Annotated in this window: 20 protein-coding genes; 10 read left to right on the forward strand and 10 right to left on the reverse strand. The window is 62.7% G+C overall.

All coding sequences use genetic code 11. The features are described from left to right. Positions 1 to 8: 8 nt before the first annotated feature. Genes ATB98_RS13070 through ATB98_RS13080 form a run of 3 tightly spaced genes read left to right on the forward strand, consistent with a single transcriptional unit; the run spans position 9 to position 2,390 of the window. Positions 9 to 734 carry a glycerophosphodiester phosphodiesterase gene (locus tag ATB98_RS13070; RefSeq protein ID WP_066874247.1) on the forward strand — a complete coding sequence of 242 codons (726 nt, stop codon included), beginning with the start codon at positions 9 to 11 and terminating at the stop codon, positions 732 to 734. A 4-nt stretch (positions 735 to 738) separates the two neighbouring features. Then, the gene (locus ATB98_RS13075; RefSeq protein WP_066874248.1) at positions 739 to 1,926 is read left to right on the forward strand and encodes a GNAT family N-acetyltransferase; all 1,188 of its coding nucleotides are present in this window, start codon (positions 739 to 741) and stop codon (positions 1,924 to 1,926) included. A 44-nt stretch (positions 1,927 to 1,970) separates the two neighbouring features. After that, complete coding sequence (locus tag ATB98_RS13080; RefSeq protein ID WP_066874250.1) at positions 1,971 to 2,390, forward strand: HIT domain-containing protein; 420 nt, start codon at positions 1,971 to 1,973, stop codon at positions 2,388 to 2,390. Between the two features lie 25 nt (positions 2,391 to 2,415). Here the strand turns inward: ATB98_RS13080 and ATB98_RS13085 are convergent, their stop codons facing one another. From ATB98_RS13085 to ATB98_RS13120, 8 genes are all read right to left on the reverse strand, one after another. Beyond that, positions 2,416 to 2,760 carry an AzlD domain-containing protein gene (locus ATB98_RS13085; protein WP_066874252.1) on the reverse strand — a complete coding sequence of 115 codons (345 nt, stop codon included), beginning with the start codon at positions 2,758 to 2,760 and terminating at the stop codon, positions 2,416 to 2,418. Beyond that, positions 2,757 to 3,503, reverse strand: coding sequence for an AzlC family ABC transporter permease (locus tag ATB98_RS13090; protein WP_066874254.1), 747 nt, complete (start codon positions 3,501 to 3,503; stop codon positions 2,757 to 2,759). Before ATB98_RS13090 ends, ATB98_RS13085 begins: the two co-directional genes overlap by 4 nt. 78 nt (positions 3,504 to 3,581) lie before the next feature. Further along, positions 3,582 to 6,080, reverse strand: a complete 2,499-nt coding sequence (clpA, locus tag ATB98_RS13095) for an ATP-dependent Clp protease ATP-binding subunit ClpA (protein WP_066874256.1) — start codon at positions 6,078 to 6,080, stop codon at positions 3,582 to 3,584. Positions 6,081 to 6,089: 9 nt separating this feature from the next. Continuing rightward, positions 6,090 to 6,443, reverse strand: coding sequence for an ATP-dependent Clp protease adapter ClpS (gene clpS, locus ATB98_RS13100; RefSeq protein WP_066874258.1), 354 nt, complete (start codon positions 6,441 to 6,443; stop codon positions 6,090 to 6,092). Positions 6,444 to 6,717: 274 nt separating this feature from the next. Further along, positions 6,718 to 7,071 carry a phasin family protein gene (locus ATB98_RS13105; RefSeq protein ID WP_066874260.1) on the reverse strand — a complete coding sequence of 118 codons (354 nt, stop codon included), beginning with the start codon at positions 7,069 to 7,071 and terminating at the stop codon, positions 6,718 to 6,720. Between the two features lie 214 nt (positions 7,072 to 7,285). After that, positions 7,286 to 7,489, reverse strand: coding sequence for a DUF3126 family protein (locus ATB98_RS13110; RefSeq protein WP_066874262.1), 204 nt, complete (start codon positions 7,487 to 7,489; stop codon positions 7,286 to 7,288). Positions 7,490 to 7,669: 180 nt separating this feature from the next. After that, complete coding sequence (gene cysE, locus ATB98_RS13115) at positions 7,670 to 8,497, reverse strand: serine O-acetyltransferase (RefSeq protein ID WP_066874264.1); 828 nt, start codon at positions 8,495 to 8,497, stop codon at positions 7,670 to 7,672. A 161-nt stretch (positions 8,498 to 8,658) separates the two neighbouring features. Then, positions 8,659 to 9,438, reverse strand: a complete 780-nt coding sequence (locus ATB98_RS13120; RefSeq protein ID WP_066874266.1) for an alpha/beta fold hydrolase — start codon at positions 9,436 to 9,438, stop codon at positions 8,659 to 8,661. A 232-nt stretch (positions 9,439 to 9,670) separates the two neighbouring features. On the opposite strand from ATB98_RS13120, the gene ATB98_RS13125 reads away from it, so the two are divergent. Both ATB98_RS13125 and ATB98_RS13130 read left to right on the forward strand, forming a co-directional pair. Then, positions 9,671 to 9,916, forward strand: coding sequence for a zinc-finger domain-containing protein (locus ATB98_RS13125; RefSeq protein ID WP_066874268.1), 246 nt, complete (start codon positions 9,671 to 9,673; stop codon positions 9,914 to 9,916). Between the two features lie 27 nt (positions 9,917 to 9,943). After that, positions 9,944 to 11,116, forward strand: a complete 1,173-nt coding sequence (locus ATB98_RS13130) for an FAD-dependent monooxygenase (protein ID WP_066874270.1) — start codon at positions 9,944 to 9,946, stop codon at positions 11,114 to 11,116. 20 nt (positions 11,117 to 11,136) lie between these two features. Here the strand turns inward: ATB98_RS13130 and ATB98_RS13135 are convergent, their stop codons facing one another. Continuing rightward, a complete protein-coding gene (locus ATB98_RS13135) occupies positions 11,137 to 12,324 on the reverse strand; it encodes a cystathionine beta-lyase (RefSeq protein ID WP_066874272.1) in 1,188 nt (395 codons plus the stop codon). 341 nt (positions 12,325 to 12,665) lie between these two features. Here ATB98_RS13135 and ATB98_RS13140 point away from each other — a divergent pair, with 341 nt between their 5' ends. From ATB98_RS13140 to ATB98_RS13160, 5 genes are all read left to right on the forward strand, one after another. Beyond that, positions 12,666 to 13,691: an amino acid ABC transporter substrate-binding protein gene (locus tag ATB98_RS13140; RefSeq protein WP_066874274.1), complete on the forward strand. Its 1,026-nt coding sequence runs from the start codon at positions 12,666 to 12,668 to the stop codon at positions 13,689 to 13,691. 87 nt (positions 13,692 to 13,778) lie between these two features. Then, positions 13,779 to 14,972 (forward strand): amino acid ABC transporter permease, encoded by a 1,194-nt coding sequence (locus ATB98_RS13145; protein ID WP_066874276.1) that lies wholly within the window; start codon positions 13,779 to 13,781, stop codon positions 14,970 to 14,972. A 4-nt stretch (positions 14,973 to 14,976) separates the two neighbouring features. Further along, positions 14,977 to 16,131: an amino acid ABC transporter permease gene (locus tag ATB98_RS13150; protein ID WP_066874278.1), complete on the forward strand. Its 1,155-nt coding sequence runs from the start codon at positions 14,977 to 14,979 to the stop codon at positions 16,129 to 16,131. Positions 16,132 to 16,148: 17 nt separating this feature from the next. Then, positions 16,149 to 16,925, forward strand: coding sequence for an amino acid ABC transporter ATP-binding protein (locus ATB98_RS13155; RefSeq protein ID WP_066874280.1), 777 nt, complete (start codon positions 16,149 to 16,151; stop codon positions 16,923 to 16,925). Positions 16,926 to 17,178: 253 nt separating this feature from the next. Further along, positions 17,179 to 17,796, forward strand: a complete 618-nt coding sequence (locus tag ATB98_RS13160; RefSeq protein ID WP_066874399.1) for a GntR family transcriptional regulator — start codon at positions 17,179 to 17,181, stop codon at positions 17,794 to 17,796. 101 nt (positions 17,797 to 17,897) lie between these two features. Here the strand turns inward: ATB98_RS13160 and ATB98_RS13165 are convergent, their stop codons facing one another. Then, positions 17,898 to 18,710 (reverse strand): ferredoxin--NADP reductase, encoded by an 813-nt coding sequence (locus tag ATB98_RS13165; protein ID WP_066874282.1) that lies wholly within the window; start codon positions 18,708 to 18,710, stop codon positions 17,898 to 17,900. Between the last annotated feature and the right edge of the window lie 38 nt (positions 18,711 to 18,748).

Raw genomic sequence — 18,748 nt, forward strand, 5'->3', positions numbered from 1 at the left:
GACCTCTCATGAAGGACACCTCCTGGCTCAAGGCCCAGCCGATCGCCCACCGCGGCTACCACGACATGAATAGAGAGGTCTGGGAAAACACCCTCTCGGCCTTCTCGCGCGCGGCCGAGGCGGGTTTCGCCATCGAATGCGACCTGCAATACACCGCCGACAGCGTTCCGGTGGTCTTTCACGACCATGACCTGCAGCGGTTGTGCGGCATCAAGGGTGACGTGCGAGCGAAGACGGCGGCCGAACTCGGTCTGCTCTCGATCGGCGGCACGAAGGACAAGGTGCCGACCCTCAAGCAGATGCTGCGCCTCGTCGACGGCCGTGTGCCGATCATCCTCGAACTCAAGGGCCGTAAAGACGACGACGAGGGGTTTGCCGCGGCGGTGCTCGACACGCTCGAAGGCTACCACGGGCACGTCGCGCTAATGAGCTTCGATCATTGGCTGCTCAAGGACCTGAAGGCGCTCGACGCCCCCTATCCTCTCGGCCTCACCGCCGAAGGCTCCAACCCGGAGACTTTCTTCGTGCACGAGGAGGCCATGCAGCTGGGCCTCGATTTCATCTCCTATCACTACGGCGATCTGCCCAATGCCTTCATCGGCAAGGAGCGCGCACTCGGCTGCACGGTCATCACCTGGACGGTGCGCGATCGCCAGGCGCAGGAACACACCTTCGCCCATGCCGACCAGATGACCTTCGAGGGTTTCGATCCGCGGGAGACCATGATTTCCTAGGGACATGACAGACGCGATCAACATCCGCATAGAGCAGTCGTTCACCGCGATCGCGCCGGCAAGCTGGAACAGGCTCGCCGGCGCCTCGAAGCGTGACGACGGCACGCCCTACAATCCTTTCGTCTCGCATGCCTACCTGTCGGCGCTGGAGGAATCGGGTTCGGCAACGGCGGAGACCGGTTGGCTCGGCCAGCATCTCTTGCTGGAGGATGCGGACGGTTTCCTGCGCGGTGCACTCGCCTGCTACGTCAAGAGCCACAGCCAGGGAGAATATGTCTTCGATCACGGCTGGGCGGACGCCTTCGAGCGCGCGGGCGGCCGCTATTACCCCAAGCTGCAATGCTCCGTGCCCTTTACGCCGGTGACCGGGCCGCGGCTGCTTGCGGTTGAAGGAAGCGACCCGCAACCAGTTCAAGAGGCGCTCGCGGCCGGCCTCAAGGAGCTCGCCCGCCGCCACCGGCTCTCCTCGGCGCACGTGACCTTCGTACCGGCAGAGGAAATGCCGACCTTGGCACGGGCGGGATTTCTGCACCGGACCGACCAGCAGTTTCATTTCGCCAATCAGGGCTACGGCTCCTACGACGACTTTCTCGCGACGCTTGCGTCCAGAAAGCGCAAGGCGCTCAAGAAGGAGCGACGGGCGGCCCTCGACAACGGGATCACCATCGACTGGCTGACCGGCAACGACCTCACGGAATCGATCTGGGATCAGTTCTTCGCCTTCTATATGGACACCGGCGGACGCAAATGGGGCCGCCCCTACCTGACGCGCGCGTTCTATTCGCTGATCGGCGAGAGGATGGCCGACGACATATTGCTCGTCATGGCCAGGCGCGGCGGCCGCTACATCGCCGGTGCGATCAATTTCATCGGTGGCGACGCGCTTTACGGACGGCATTGGGGCTGCATCGAGGACCACCCGTTCCTGCATTTCGAGGTCTGCTACCATCAGGCCATCGACTTCGCGATCGCGAAAGGCTTGCAGCGCGTCGAGGCGGGTGCGCAAGGGGAGCACAAGCTCGCGCGCGGCTATATGCCGGTGACGACGCATTCGGCGCATTTCATCACCCATCCGGGGCTCGCGCGCGCCGTCGCCGACTATCTCGAACGGGAACGCCGGGATGTGGAAGAAACCGGCGAGTTCCTTGCGGAGCACGGACCTTTCCGCAAAGGTGAACGCCAGAGCGATTGACGGACGGCGGGGCCACCTGCGCCGAGCGAATGAGAGGAAACGACATGAGCGCTTATGACACCAACAATATCTTTGCCAAGATATTGCGCGGCGAAATCCCCTCGCACCGCGTCTACGAGGACGAGGCGACGGTCGCGTTCATGGACGTGATGCCGCAGGCGGAAGGACACGTGCTCGTGCTGCCGAAGGCGCCGTCGCGCAACATTCTCGATGCCGATCCCGCCACCCTGCCGACGCTGATCGCCACGGTCCAGAAGATCGCGATCGCGGCGAAGGCCGCCTTCGACGCGGACGGCGTCACCATCATGCAGTTCAACGAGCCACCGGCCGGGCAATCGGTTTTCCACCTGCATTTCCATGTCATCCCTCGCCGCGACGGCGTTCCACTGAAGCCGCATTCCGGAAAAACGGAGGATGGCGAGGTGCTGGCGGCGAATGCGGAGAAGATCCGCCGGGCGCTCTGAAAGAGGGTTCTCGCGCCGAGGGCTCTCAAAAGCCGAGCCACCAGAGCCCTGCAGCCAGCGTTGCGATTGCGGTCGCGATGCCGGCGGCCGGCTTTTGGCGGGCGAGGAAGAAGGCGACCGCACCCACGATGACCGCGCCGAGACGGAGCCCGAGGGGCGATTGCGCCAGAACGCCCGTCGGATAGAGGATGAGCTTCGCGATCACGGCTGCGACGAGGGCGGTCGCCACCGCCCTCACCCAGTTCAAGGCTTCGGAATCGTCGCGAAGCCGCTTGCCCGCAAGCACCCCCAGCCAACGCCAGATGTCGGTCGCGAGCCAACCGGCGATCGCGATGAAGGCATAGGCCCACCATCCATCCTGCCAGCTCATGCGCCCGCCCTCCGCTGCCCGCGCCACAGGCGTTCGGCCAGCCAGGCGAGCGTTCCGCCGACGACGCCGGCGAGCAGAATGTCGAATTCCGGTGCGATCCAGTAGAAGAGTGGCCCGGAGACGAGGCCGGTGGCGAGCGCCAGATAGACCACCGGATGGCGCGCCGAATGCCAGATCGAGGCGAGGAAATAGACCGGCGTCAGGAAAAAGAGGCAGCCGGCGATGATCGGCGGGAATTCGGCGACGACGTGGTAGACGATGCCGACGAGCATCATGTTCGTGGCGACCAGCGTGATGCCGAAACCGGCGAAATAGGTCACGCGATGATGGCGCGGCACATCCTGCACACGCTCCATGGCGAAGACCCAGGCGGTGATCGCGATGAAGTGCGACAAGACGAGAAGCAGCCAGGTCGGCGTCTTCGGCGTGCGCAGTTCTGGAACGAGCGCGGCGACCATCGGCATCAGGCGGACCGACGAAAGCGTCACGGCAAGAAAGGCCGTGGCGAGGCTGGCGCCGCTCAAGATCGAGCTCACGAGGATGACCTTTGCCGGCAAGGCCCATACGGCACCGACCATGAACACGACCTGTTCCGGCGGGATTCCCGCCTGGACGGTCAGGGCACAGAAGCCGACGAAGGAAAGCATCAGAATGATGGCGGGGAGACTGACGATCCCGCGCGCACCGGCCAGAAACCAGCCGAGGGAGGATCGTTCTTCTTTTGCACGGTTCTTGGACGTCACGCGAACTCTACGCTCCCCGCTCAACACGACAGTGCCGGGCGGAGCCGCCCGGCACTGTCAGGCACAGTCGCGATTGCGTTATTTCTTGCGCGGCACCTTCGGGACCGTGCGCCCCTTGAGGGGAGCCGCATCGTCCTTCGAGGCCTTCGCCGCCGTCTTCTTCGGCTTGGCCTTCGGATCCGCCTCGGCAGCGACAGGCTCCTTCGCCTCACCCTTCCTGGGCTTGGCGCTCCTGCTTGCCGGGCGAGACACCTCGGCCTTCGGCTTGATCGGTGCGGTTTCCGGAACGGCCTCGAGCATCAAGCCCTTGGAGCCGTCCTCCTTCGTCCCGATCGTCACCTTGACGACGCCGCCCTTCTTGAGCTTGCCGAAGAGGATTTCGTCGGCAAGCGGCTTCTTGATGTTTTCCTGGATGACACGGGCCAGCGGCCGCGCACCCATCTTTTCATCATAACCCTGCTCGGCGAGCCAGGCGACGGCATCCGGCGCGAGGTCGAAGGTGACGTTGCGTTCGGCAAGCTGCGTCTCGAGCTGCATGACGAACTTCTGCACGACCTTGTGGATGACCGGGGTCGGCAGCGACGCGAACGGAATGACCGCATCGAGACGGTTGCGGAACTCCGGCGTGAACAGCCGATTGAGCGCCTCGACATCCTCACCGGTCCGCTTCGACGAACCGAAGCCGATCGCCGGTCGCGCCATGTCGGATGCACCGGCATTGGTGGTCATGATGAGGATGACGTTGCGGAAGTCGATCTTCTTGCCGTTATGGTCGGTCAGCGAGCCATGGTCCATCACCTGCAACAGAATGTTGAACAGGTCCGGATGCGCCTTCTCGATCTCGTCGAGCAGCAGCACGCAGTGCGGGTGCTGGTCGACCCCGTCGGTGAGCAGGCCGCCCTGATCGAAGCCGACATAGCCGGGCGGCGCGCCGATCAGCCTGGAGACCGTATGGCGTTCCATGTATTCCGACATGTCGAAGCGAAGCAGTTCGACGCCGAGGGACGCCGCCAATTGCTTGGCCACCTCCGTCTTGCCGACGCCGGTCGGGCCGGTGAAGACATAGCAGCCGATCGGCTTGTTGGGTTCCCTTAGACCCGCGCGCGCCAGCTTGATCGACGAGGCGAGCGCCTCGATCGCCAGATCCTGACCGTAGACGACGGACCGCAGTTCCTTCTCCAGATTGGCGAGCACCGCCTCATCGTCCTTGGAAACCGTCTTCGGCGGAATGCGTGCCATCGTCGCGATCGTCGCCTCGATCTCCTTTTCGGTGATCAGCTTGCGGCGCTTGTTGAGGGGCAGGAGCATTTGCGCGGCGCCGGACTCGTCGATGACGTCGATCGCCTTGTCCGGCAGCTTCCGGTCATTGATGTAACGGGCCGAGAGCTCGACCGCCGCCTTGATGGCGTCGTTCGAGTACTTGAGCTGGTGGTAATCCTCGAAGTAGGGCTTCAAGCCCTTCATGATCTCGATCGTGTCCGCAATCGTCGGCTCGTTGACGTCGATCTTCTGGAAGCGCCGGACAAGCGCCCGGTCCTTCTCGAAGAACTGGCGATACTCCTTGTAGGTCGTCGATCCGATGCAGCGGATCGAGCCGGAGGAGAGCGCCGGCTTCAGCAGGTTCGACGCGTCCATGGCTCCGCCAGACGTCGCGCCTGCGCCGATGACGGTGTGGACCTCGTCGATGAAGAGCACCGCGCCGGGATAGTCCTCGAGTTCCTTGACCACCTGCTTCAGGCGTTCCTCGAAGTCGCCGCGGTAGCGCGTTCCGGCCAGAAGCGTCCCCATGTCGAGCGCGAAGATCGTGGCGTCCTGAAGCGCCTCGGGCACCTTCTTCTCGACGATGCGCTTGGCGAGCCCCTCGGCGATCGCGGTCTTTCCGACGCCCGGGTCGCCGACATAGAGAGGGTTGTTCTTGGACCGGCGGCAAAGCACCTGGATCGTCCGGTTGACCTCGGCATGACGGCCGATCAACGGATCGATCTTTCCGGACTTCGCCTTCTCGTTGAGGTTGACGCAATAGGCGGTCAGCGCATCCTGCTGCTTCTTCGGACCGGCCTCCTCGCTTTCGCGTGATGGCTTCTGCTCGGACTCCTGGTCTTCAGCGCCGCGCACGGGCCGCGACTCGGAGCTGCCCGGCCGCTTGCCGATTCCGTGCGAAATGAAATTGACCGCGTCGTAACGGGTCATCTCCTGCTCCTGCAGGAAATAGGCGGCATGGCTCTCGCGCTCGGCGAAGATCGCGACGAGCACGTTGGCGCCGGTCACCTCCTCGCGGCCAGAGGACTGGACATGGATGACGGCGCGCTGGATCACGCGCTGAAAGCCAGCCGTCGGCTTCGAATCCTCGTCGTAGCCGGTGACCAGGTTCGACAATTCATTGTCGACGTAATCGGTCACGGTCTTGCGAAGCGTATCGAGATTGACGTTGCACGCGCCCATCACGGCCGCCGCATCGGCATCGTCGATCAATGCCAGCAGCAGGTGCTCGAGCGTCGCATATTCATGATGGCGCTCGTTGGCATAAGTCAGTGCCTGATGCAGCGCCTTTTCGAGGCTGGGCGAAAATGTTGGCACGTTAGTTCCTCATTTCTTTTCCATGACGCATTGCAACGGATGTTGATGCTCCCTGGCAAAATCCATCACCTGCGTCACTTTGGTTTCGGCGACCTCGTAGGTGAAGACGCCGCATTCCCCAACGCCATGGTTGTGGACATGTAGCATTATGCGGGTCGCCTCTTCCCGGTTCTTCTGAAAGAAGCGCTCCAGAATATGAACGACAAACTCCATCGGCGTGTAATCGTCATTCAAAAGCAGGACGCGGTACAAACTCGGCTTCTTGGTCTTCGGCTTGGTGCGTGTGATGACGGACGTGCCACGACCCGGGCCGCCCTTGTCTCCTTCGCTTCCCTGCTGCATCCGGATCGACTTGGCGATCATTCTTCTTCATTCCCTTGACAGCCGCGGATTCCTGAGAGCCGGGCCACGACGTGCTTGCCTTTATCTAATGGTTCGTTCTTGGATTTTAAGACCGAACCAACGCACTGCAATCATATTCGCACGGCCAAGCACAAGATTGATCATTTTTCTTCCGCCGCCGCCGCAACTTTTGCGCGCCGCGCCCCGGGACGTGAAGACAACCGGTATTCAAAGCCAAAAGGCCGGCCGCGGTTTTCGCGGCCGGCCTTCCGAAGATGGCGATCTCATGAAATCGTCAGGCGGCAGCGGCAGCCTTGACCGGGCCCGCTGCCTTGGCAACCGGCGCCTCATAGGGCTTGTAGGCATCCTTGGCGAGATCCGCATACATCTCGCCGATCTTCGTCGCTTCGGTGACGAAGCCTTCATAGCTTGCCTTCAGATAGTTCGTCTGAAGCTCGAATGCAGCCTCGAGGCTCTTTGTGCTCGCGAGCTTTTCGAGATGGGCAATGCTGTCCTCGAAAGTCTTCTTGGAGTAGTCCGCCGTTTCTGTCGCAATGGCCTGGAGGCCTTTGGTCAGGGCGGAATAGCTCTTCACCGCCACATCCATGGCTTCCTTGCTCTTCTTGTTGGCGTCGTCGAAGTTAAACATCGGGTGCTCCTTTTGACGGCTCGGCTCGACAATTTAGTTTAGGTGCACCGCACACAAAAAGTCAAGTTCGGTGTGCATTGCAATAAAGCACAACACTTGCAACGACTTGGCAAAGGCGGAAAGCCTTCCCGGAATTTCTCGGAAAAGTATGATTTATAACAAAAAGGCCCGGGCTGATCCTCAGCGCCGGGCCCCGAAAGCAAGTGTTGCGGACTTAGATATCGACGTCCAGAATCGCCATCGAGAAATTGTAGGAAAGCTCGCCATCCTCCTCGTCGCGGAAGACCACGCCGAGAAATTCGTCGCCAAGATAGACTTCGGCGGACTCGTCCTTTCTCGGGCGGGCCTTGACGATCATCGACTGATTGAGGGTGCGCTTGAAATAGGCTTCAAGCTTGCGGATTTCTTCGGGCTTCAAATCTATTCTCCGTAGCCGGTTGATTTGCGGCGCTTCTCGCATGGGCGATTGCCGGGTGTAAACCCATTACGGCACCGACGCCCGTGGAGACATGCAGAAACGGCCGCAAGTACATGAAATTGCCGCCTGAATTTCTCCTCGTGTTCGAGCGAAACCGGCGCTGCCGCCGCAGTTGCAGTTTCAGATATCGAAGGTCGCGAGGATCTGATCCATCTGACGCGAGGGCTCCGAGCATCCGGCCTCGCCGACGACCCTTGCGGGAACGCCGGCCACCGTCGTCTTCGGAGGAACGGGCTTCAGCACCACCGAGCCCGCAGCCACGCGCGAGCAATGGCCGATATGGATATTGCCGAGAATCTTGGCGCCGGCTCCGATCAGCACGCCGTTGCCGATCTTCGGATGGCGGTCGCTGCCCTCCTTGCCGGTGCCGCCGAGCGTCACGCCATGCAAGATCGACACGTTGTCGCCGATCACCGCCGTCTCGCCGACGACGAGGCCGGTCGCGTGGTCGAGGAAGATGCCGCGCCCGATGCGGGCGGCCGGATTGATATCGGTCTGGAAGACGCTCGACGAACGGCTCTGGAGATAAAGCGCGAAATCCCGCCGCCCGCGATTCCACAGCCAATGGGCCAGACGATGCGTCTGAATGGCATGGAAGCCCTTGAAATAGAGCACGGGTTCGAGGAAGCGGGTGCAGGCGGGATCGCGATCGTAGACCGCCTGGATGTCGACGCGCAGGATCGCGCCCCATTCGGGCCAATCCTCGATCATTTCGGCAAAGGTCTGGTGCAGCAGATTCGCCTGCAGATCGGGATGGTCGAGCCGCTCGCAAATCCTGTAGATGACGCATTCTTCCAGCGAGTGCTGGTTGACGATCGTCGAATAGAGGAAGGCGGCGAGCATCGGGTCACGCTCTGCAGCCGCCCGCGCCTCCTCGCGCAAACTGTCCCAGATCGGATCGACGGCCTTCAGCGTTTCCGTATGGCGAAGTTCGGTCTTGGCGACCATGTCGCTCTCCCTTCCTGGTCGGTCCTCGGCTGGTCAGTCTGGTCGCCGGTCCGTGGACGCCGGTCACAGGACTTGTGCCGTCATTGGCTCATATATAGGGCAAATCCCGGTCGACATAAATGGCCTTGCCGCATTTCGCCCCCGGTGGCTTGATCCAGTGCTCACCCCACCTCGGCCAGAAACTCCAGGACGGCCCTCTTGAAGACACGATCGCCGACCGCGAGCATATGGTCGCGCCCGGGAATATCCAGCGCCCTCGCATGCGGCATCAATGCTGCAAGCTCCTCGGCCGAACCCGCGATGTCGTCCTTGGTGCCGACGCCGATCAGGACCGGCACTTCGATGCGGGCCACCTCCTCCGGCGAAAGCAGATCCCGCGAGGTCGATATGCAGGCGGCGAGCGCCTGCCGGTCGCTTTTCGTCTGATCGGCAAAGGCGCGGAACATCCGTCCGCGCGGGTGCGTCACGACTTCGAGCGACGGCGCCACCAGCGCGTCGGCGATCGGGTCCCACTCACCCACGCCCGTTACCATCCCTATGCCGAGGCCGCCGAAGACCAGCGATCGCACGCGGGCCGGGTGGTGCAGGGCGAGAAAAGCGGAAATGCGCGCACCCATCGAATAGCCCATCACGTGCGCCTCGGCGATGCCGAGGTGCACCAGCAGCGCCGCCGCATCGCCGGCCATCTCTTGCGGATGGTAGAGCGAGGGATTGTAGGGCTTGCTGCTCGCCCCATGGCCGCGGTTGTCGAGGGCGATGACCCTGTAGCCGGCGTCGCCGAGCGTCTTCAGCCAACCCGGAAACACCCAATTGACGTTGGCGCTCGAAGCGAAGCCGTGGATGAGAAGAATCGGGTCTCCCGAGGGATCGCCCTCGTCGAAGAAGGCGATCTCCAGTCCGTCATGCACAAAGCGGGAAAATGGCGGAGGGTTGAGGTCCATCTCGCGTTCCTGGTTTTCCTGATTTGCGCGGCAAACTGATGCATGCCGCGGAAGTGTGTAGCGGTTTTTGTGACAACGACGCAGATAAAACAAGTCCCCGGGGCGACGGCGAAAACCGCTCGGGTCCAAAAACCGCGGGGCGCGGCATGTTTGCTGCTACACATTTGCATTAAAGCTCACTATGGTGCCGGCAAAATCGACACCAGAGACTTGCATCCATTCGGAGTACGACATGGCCGGCCACAGCATCCCCCATTTCCAGAACGACGGCGGGCACCGGGTCATCGAGATCGGCGTGAAGGAATTCATGTGCACCGGCGCATCGGTTCCGTTCGACCATCCGCACATCTTCATCGACATGGGCGACGACAACGAAAAGGTCTGTTCCTACTGCTCGACGCTCTACCGCTACAATCCTTCGCTGAAGGCGACCGAGACGATTCCGCCGGGGTGCCTGTTCGCCAACAAGGCCGCCTGACCCTTCGCGGTCGGCGGCGCAACATCGATGCGGAACGCTGAACCGGTCGCGATCGTGGGTGCCGGCGTCGCCGGCCTGACGACGGCGCTCGGCCTTGCACGGCAGGGTCTCGCAACGGAGGTATTCGAGCAGGCCGGCGAGCTCACGGAAGTCGGCGCCGGACTGCAGCTCTCGCCGAACGCCTCGCGGATCCTGATCGAACTCGGGCTGGGCCCGGCGCTCGAAGCCGTCTGGAGCGAACCCGATTCGATCTCGCTCGTCGACGGGCGCTCGCTGCGGCCGCTCGCAAGCGTGCCGGCCGGCGCCCGGGCCCGCGAACGGTGGGCGGCACCCTACGGCGTCCTGCATCGCGCCAGTCTGCAGAAGATCCTGCTCGACGCCGTCGCCTCCGAACCACTCTGCCGCCTTCATCTCGGATACCGCATCGAGCGCGACCCGTCAGAGGTCATCACGGAAGCGATCCGGCGCCGGCCAGGCATCATCGTCGGCGCGGACGGCATCTGGTCGCGCATGCGCGCATCGATCCCCGGCGCCGCCGCCGTCCGATTTTCCGGCAACATCGCCTGGCGCCTGATGCTGCCCGGTGCGCAGGCGGCCGGGTGCCTCTCGGCCGACCCGGTCACCGCCTTCCTGGCGCCGAACGCGCATCTCGTCGCCTACCCGATCCGGGAAAGCGGCGGCTTCAACCTGGTCGCGATCGTTGCCGGCAAGCCGTCGGACAGTGTCTGGGCGGGCCGCGATTCGGAAGACAGGCGACAGGAGTTCGCGGCGGCATTCAAGGATTGGCATCCCGATTTGCGCCGCATGCTCGAGGTTGCCGCCTCGGCAACCTACTGGCCGCTTTGCACCGTCGATGGCGGCTCCTGGCATAACGGCCGCGACACGATCCTGATCGGCGATGCCGCCCATGCCATGACGCCTTTCGCGGCCCAGGGCGCTGCGATGGCGATCGAGGATGCGCGCGAGCTGGCCCGCTGCCTCACCGACGCTTCCGACATCCCCTCCGCCTTCGCTCGATACGACGCCGCCCGCAGGCCGCGGATCGAGCGGGTGCGCAAGCGCGCCGCTTTCAACCGGTTCGCCTACCATGCTGCCGGCCCGGTGAGGATCGCCCGCAACCTGGTCCTCGCCACCAAGGGCCCCGAAGCGCTCGCGGCCGACCTCGACTGGCTCTATGGCTACGGCGCGCCAAGGCGGTAGAAGCGCGGCGCCCCGAGAAATCAGACCGCGTTGGCAGCCGCGAGTCCCGCCTCGATATCGCGGCGGATGTCGGGAACGTCCTCGAGCCCGATCTGCAGCCGGATGACCGGCCCCTCGGACGGGGCCTTGGCGACTTTGCGGTCGGCTAGGTTCACATGGACCGCAAGGCTTTCGAATCCGCCCCAGGAATAGCCGAGCCCGAACAGCGACAGCGCGTCGAGGAACGCATGCGCTTTCGCCTTGCTCTTTTCCGGCGCAGAGCTGAGGACAAAGGAGAAGATGCCGCTCGCACCGCCGAAATCGCGCTTCCACAGCTCGTGCCCCGGAAAGCTCGGCAAGCCCGGATGCAGCACGCGCGCCACCTCATCGCGGCTCTCGAGCCATTTGGCGATCTCCAGCGCGCTTGCCTGATGGCGCTCGAGCCGAACGCCCATGGTGCGCAGGCCGCGCAGAATCTGATAGCTGTCATCCGGCGAGACGCATACGCCGAGCGTCACCATCGCTTCGCTGAGCGCCGGCCAATGCCTCTCATTGGCCGATACCGTGCCGAGCAGCACGTCCGAATGGCCGGACGGATATTTGGTCGCCGCATGGATGGAAATGTCGACGCCGTGCTCGAGCGGCCGGAAATAGACCGGTGTCGCCCAGGTGTTGTCCATTGTCACGATGCATCCATGCCGATGCGCCGCCGTGGCAATCGCCCGGATATCCTGCATCTCGAACGTATTGGACCCCGGCGCTTCCGTGTGGACTAGTCGCGTGTTCGGCCTGATCAGGTTCTCGATACCGGCACCGATCATCGGATCGTAATATTCGACCGTCACACCCAGCCGGGTGAGCATCGTGTCGCAGAAATGTCGCGTCGGGAAATAGACCGAATCGACGATGAGCGCGTGATCTCCCGACGACAGATAGGCGAGGAACGGCACGGTGACCGCCGCGAGGCCGGATGGGACGAGAATCGTTCCGGCCGCCCCCTCGAGCTCGTTGATCGCCTCGCAAAGGGCATCGGTCGTCGGCGTGCCGCGCGTGCCGTAGGTATATTTCTGCGCCCGGGTCTCCATGGTCCTCGCATTGGGAAAGAGCACGGTGGAGGCGTGGACCACGGGCGGATTGACGAAACCATGGAAGTCGGAAGGGTTGTTGCCGCTGTGGGCGAGGCGCGTGTTGACGCCAATTTTTCCGAGCGCGCTGAGCTTGTCTGCCATAGAAGGAATCCGCCTCTTAAAAACTCGTTGGCTCGTCATCGAACGGCGAACCGGCGAGGTCAAGGGGAAATTCATTACCCAGACAAAGGCGCGCGGAAAAGGCGCAATTGGCGGTTTTTTATTCAGGTTCGGCCGGTTTTCCCGCAAATTCTGCGTAAATTTCCGCCGACTTTCAGGTTTTTCACATGGAAAACCAGAAAATCAGCAACATCTCTTGACCCTCATACATTTTGAGCATGAGATAGATTGCACTCACGCCAGGAGGGTGGCATGAGGCTGCACGCGCCGATGCGCGCGACGGTGCAGACGGGAACTAACAACAACCGAAAAGGTTCACAAAAATGGCAAGAAGAATTCTGACAGCCCTTGTTGGCGCTGCTGTCATGGGGATTGGCGCAAACGCGGCCTCCGCCGCGACCCTTGACGACGTGAAGGCCAAGGGCTTTGTCCAGTGCGGCGTCAACACCGGCCTCGCCGGTTTCGCGGCACCCGACGCCTCGGGCAATTGGAGCGGTTTCGACGTCGACTACTGCAAGGCGATCGCCGCCGCGGTTTTTGGCGACGCGACCAAGGTCAAGTACACGCCGACCTCCGCAAAGGAGCGATTCCCGGCGCTGCAGTCCGGTGAAGTGGACGTTCTCGCCCGCAACACGACCTGGACGATCAACCGCGACACCGCTCTCGGCTTCAACTTCCGCCCGGTCAATTACTATGACGGCCAGGGCTTCATGGTGCGCAAGAGCCTCAACGTGAAGTCGGCCCTCGAACTTTCCGGCGCGGCCGTTTGCGTGCAGACCGGCACCACGACCGAGCTCAACCTCGCCGACTACTTCAAGACGAACAACCTGCAGTACAATCCGGTCGTGTTCGAGAAGCTCGAAGAAGTCAACGCGGCCTATGATGCCGGCCGTTGCGACGTTTACACCACCGACCAGTCCGGCCTCTATTCGCTGCGCCTGACCCTCTCCAATCCGGACGATCACATGATCCTGCCGGAAATCATCTCCAAGGAGCCGCTCGGCCCGGCCGTCCGCCAGGGCGACGATCAGTGGTTCGACATCGTGAGCTGGGTTCACTTCGCGCTGATCCAGGCCGAGGAATTCGGCATCACGCAGGCGAATGTCGAGGAAATGAAGAAGTCGACGAACCCCGACGTCCAGCGCTTCCTCGGCGTTGAAGCCGACAGCAAGATCGGCACGGACCTTGGTCTGACCAACGAATGGGCCGTGAACATCATCAAGGCCGTCGGCAACTATGGCGAAGTCTTCGACCGCAACATCGGCGCCGGCAGCCCGCTCAAGATCGAGCGCGGCCTGAACGCCCTGTGGAACAAGGGCGGCATCCAGTACGCGCCGCCGGTCCGCTAACCGACTCCACCGGAGGAGCGGCTCACCCGCTCCTCCGTTCCAAAATAAGAACGCCCGGAAAGGGCGGATTGGGGAAAGAGGCATTGCATGGCCATTGGCGTCACGAATGCGCCTGAAAAAAGCAAGTCCTCGGGATCGATCATCAACGATCCCCAGGTGCGCGGAATATTCTACCAGGCAGTCACCATCATCATACTCGCGGTCCTCGTCTACTGGATCGCCGACAACACCGTCGAGAACCTGAGGCGCGCCAATATCGCCTCCGGCTACGGATTTCTGAACAGCCGGGCGGGATTCGATGTCGGCCAGTCGCTGATCGCGTTCACGAGCGATTCCAGCTACGGCCGCGCGCTCGTCGTCGGCTTCGTCAACACGCTGCTGGTGGCGATCACCGGTATCGTCACGGCAACGATCATCGGCTTTCTCGTCGGCATCGGGCGCCTTTCGCACAACTGGATCATCGCCAAGCTGTCGCTGACCTATGTCGAGGTGTTCCGCAACATCCCGCCGCTGCTCGTCATCTTCTTCTGGTACAGCGGCGTGCTGGCGATCCTGCCGCAGGCGCGCGACGCGCTCGCCCTGCCCTTCGATATCTTCGTGAGCAATCGCGGCGTCGCCTTCCCGAGGCCCATTTTCGGGGAAGGCGCGGAATATGCGTTGCTGGCGTTCCTCGTCGCGATCGCCGCGAGCGTGTTTTTCGCCCGCTATGCGCGCAAGCGGCAGGAGGCGACCGGCCAGCGGCTGCCCGTGCTCTGGACCGTGCTCGGGCTCATCATCGGCCTGCCGCTGGTCACCTTCGTTGCCGCAGGCGCGCCGCTCACCTTCGACCTGCCGGTCGCGGGCAAGTTCAACCTGACGGGCGGCTCGGTCGTCGGGCCGGAATTCATGTCGCTTTTCCTCGCCCTGTCCTTCTACACCGCCGCCTTCATCGCCGAGATCGTACGCGCCGGCATCCGCGGCGTGTCGAAGGGCCAGACCGAGGCAGCCCATGCACTTGGCATCCGGCCGCGGCTGACGACTCGTCTCGTCATCGTGCCGCAGGCGATGCGCATCATCATTCCGCCATTGACCAGCCAGTATCTCAACCTGACCAAGAACTCGTCGCTGGCGGTCGCGGTCGGCTATGCGGATCTCGTCGCCGTCGGCGGCACGATCCTCAACCAGACGGGGCAGTCCATCGAAGTGGTCAGCATCTGGCTCATCGTCTATCTCAGCCTGAGCCTCGCGACCTCGCTGTTCATGAACTGGTACAACGCCCGTATGGCGCTGGTGGAGAGGTGAGACAATGAGCACGCATCAGGCAAGTTTCGTTCGTGCTTCAATGATCGAAGCCTCACCGGCCCCGGCGCTCGACACCGGCATCATGCTTTGGCTCAGGAAGAATCTCTTCGCGACGCCAAAGGACACCGTCCTGACGATCATCAGCCTGCTCATCCTGGCATGGCTGGTGCCGCCGGCGATAAACTGGCTGTTCATCGATGCCGCCTGGACCGGCGGCGGCCGCGGCGTCTGTGCCACGCTGGCGCAGGGCGGCACGCAGCCCGAAGGCTGGAGCGGCGCATGCTGGGCCTTCGTCAATGCCAAGTTCGGCCAGTTCATCTTCGGCCGCTATCCGCTCGAAGAACGGTGGCGTCCGGCTCTCGTCGGCATACTCTTCGTGCTGTTCCTCGTACCGATGCTGATTCCCAAGATCCCCTACAAGGGATTGAACGCGGTATTGCTGCTGGTGGTCCTGCCGATCATCGCCACGATCCTGCTGCCCGGCGGCTGGCTTGGCCTTCCTTACGTCGAGACGCCGCTCTGGGGCGGCCTGATGGTCACCCTGGCACTGTCGTTCGTCGGCATCGCCGTTTCACTGCCGTTGGGTATTCTGCTCGCACTCGGGCGGCGGTCGAACATGCCGGTGATCAAGATGCTCTGCACCGTCTTCATCGAGGTGGTGCGCGGCGTTCCGCTGATCACGGTCCTGTTCATGGCAAGCGTGATGCTGCCGCTGTTCCTGCCGCAGGGTGTCACCTTCGACAAGTTCCTGCGGGCGCTCATCGGCGTGTCGCTCTTCGCCTCCGCCTACATGGCGGAAGTGGTCCGCGGCGGTCTGCAGGCGATCCCGAAGGGTCAATACGAAGGCGCCGACTCGCTCGGCCTCAGCTACTGGCAGAAGATGAACCTCATCGTTCTGCCGCAGGCGCTGAAGCTGGTGATCCCGGGCATCGTCAACACCTTCATCGGCCTGTTCAAGGACACCTCCCTCGTCTCGATCATCGGCATGTTCGACCTGCTCGGCATCGTCCGGCTGAACTTCACCGACACGAACTGGGCATCCGCCGTAACACCGCTGACCGGCCTGATTTTCGCGGGCTTCGTCTTCTGGCTTTTCTGCTTCGGCATGTCGCGCTATTCCGGCTTCATGGAACGCGTGCTCGACAGAAGCCAACGATAAAAAAAGGGGAAAAAACCATGGCAAACACTGCCACCGCATCGAAGATGACCATCTCGACGACGGATGTTGCTATCGAAATCACCAACATGAACAAGTGGTACGGTGATTTCCACGTTCTGCGCGACATCAACCTCAAGGTGATGCGCGGCGAGCGCATCGTCATCGCCGGCCCGTCGGGCTCCGGCAAATCGACGATGATCCGCTGCATCAACCGTCTCGAGGAACATCAGAAGGGCAAGATCGTCGTCGACGGGATCGAACTCACAAACGACCTCAAGAAGATCGACGAAGTGCGCCGCGAGGTCGGCATGGTCTTCCAGCACTTCAACCTGTTCCCGCATCTGACGATCCTGGAAAACTGCACGCTCGCGCCGATCTGGGTGCGCAAGATGCCGAAGAAGGAGGCCGAGGAAATCGCGATGCACTTCCTGAAGCGCGTCAAGATTCCCGAGCAGGCCCACAAATATCCGGGGCAGCTCTCGGGTGGCCAGCAGCAGCGCGTCGCCATTGCGCGGTCCCTGTGCATGCGGCCGAAGATCCTGCTGTTCGACGAGCCGACCTCCGCGCTCGACCCGGAAATGGTGAAGGAAGTGCTGGACACCATGGTCAGCCTCGCCGAGGAAGGCATGACCATGCTGTGCGTGACCCACGAAATGGGCTTCGCGCGCCAGGTTGCCAATCGCGTGATCTTCATGGACCAGGGCCAGATCGTCGAACAGAATTCGCCGGCCGAATTCTTCGACAATCCGCAGCACGAGCGCACCAAGCTGTTCCTGAGCCAGATCCTGCACTGACACGGCAGCGCATTTCGCGAACCGGCACGGCCCACCTTGAAGGTGGGCCGTTTCCATTCGTGGCCGGAGCCGGCCCGGCTGCGCTACTGCATGTCTCCGTAAATCGACCCCGATTCAAGGACGAAGACACGCAGCAAATTCAAAGCGCTACAGCGAGATTTCCGCGGACGCGCGGCGCTGCAGGCACCGGCGATGTGCTTGCCAGCCATCCTGGATGGTGGCAACCTCTGATATGTCAGTTTCGGCGATGCTCATGCAAAATCGATCGCAAGCCCACCTCGCCTACCTGGCGCTCGAACGTCTTATCGTCACATTGAAGCTGGAGCCGGGAGCGCTCGTCACCGAACGGCAACTCCTTGAACGCGCCAATTGCGGCCGGACGCCGGTCCGCGAAGCGATCCAGAAGCTCGCCTGGCAGGGGCTGATCGAAATCCGCGCACGCGTCGGGCTGCAGATCACGATCATCCGGCCCGACGACCGGGCGCATGTGATGGAGACCCGCAAGCGACTGGAACCGCTGGCCGCCGCCCTCGTGGCGGATGAGGCAAGTGCCGAAGCGCGTAGGGCGATCGGCGACTGCGCCCGGGAAATGATGGGCTGCGCCGAGCGCGGCGACCTGGAGGAATTCCTCGTGGCCGACAAGATGTTCGACGAGGTGATGGAGGAAGCCTGTCCCAACCGTTTCCTGACCGCCGCACTCGCGCCGCTCCAGACCCACGCGCGCCGCATCTGGTTCGCGTCCGCCTCGCCGGAAAAGATGCGGGGGTCGGTCGAGCGCCATGTCGAGGCGATGCGCGCCATCGAAGCGGCGGACCCTTCGGAAGCAGCCGCGGCCATGTCGCGGCTGATGGACTATCTCGCGGAGGGATGACCGTGACACCCCCTACCCGAAGCTCCGTCCGCCAATGAGAAAGAGGCACGCTGACGGCGTGCCTCTCATCCTATTCATTCAATGTGCAGAGGCGGCGCGGTTCAGCCGACGAAGGCGCGCTCGATGACGAATTCGGCCGGCTTGTTGTTGGCGCCTTCCGTCAGGCCGGCGGCCTCGAGGATTTCCTTGGTATCCTTCAGCATGGCGGTCGAGCCGCAGATCATGCCGCGATCGACCGCCGGATCGAGCGGCGGCAGGCCCAGGTCGGCGAAGAACTTGCCGTTCGTCATAAGGTCGGTGATCCGGCCCTTGAACGGATACTCCTCGCGCGTCACCGTCGCATAGTGGCGGAGCTTGTCGCCGACGATCTCGTTCAGGAACTCGTGGCTGCGGATTTCCTCGACCAGGTCGAAGCCGTATTTCAGTTCCGCGACGTCCCGGCAGGTATGGGTGAGGATAACCTCCTCGAACTTCTCGTAGGTTTCCGGATCACGGATAAGGCTCGCAAAGGGAGCGATGCCCGTACCGGTCGAGAACATGTAGAGCCTGCGGCCGGGCACGAGCGCGTCGAGCACCAGCGTACCGGTCGGCTTCTTGCGCATCAGCACCTGATCGCCCGGCTTGATCTTCTGCAGGTGCGACGTCAGCGGGCCATCCGGCACCTTGATGGAGAAGAACTCCAGTTCCTCATCCCAGGCCGGGCTAGCGATCGAGTAGGCGCGATAGACGGGTTTGTCGCCAACCATCAGGCCGATCATCGCGAACTCGCCGGAGCGGAAGCGGAACTCCTGCGGGCGGGTCATGCGGAAGCGGAAGAGCCGGTCCGTGTAGTGGGTGACGCTCGTGACCGTTTCGACGAAGACGCCTGCCGGTGCCTGTACCGCGAAATCTTCCTTTTTTGCCGGAGCATTCATCGTGGCTGCAGTCCTGTAATGGTGACGCTTTTTATCAA

Source organism: Sinorhizobium saheli (assembly GCF_001651875.1).
Lineage (GTDB): Bacteria > Pseudomonadota > Alphaproteobacteria > Rhizobiales > Rhizobiaceae > Sinorhizobium > Sinorhizobium saheli.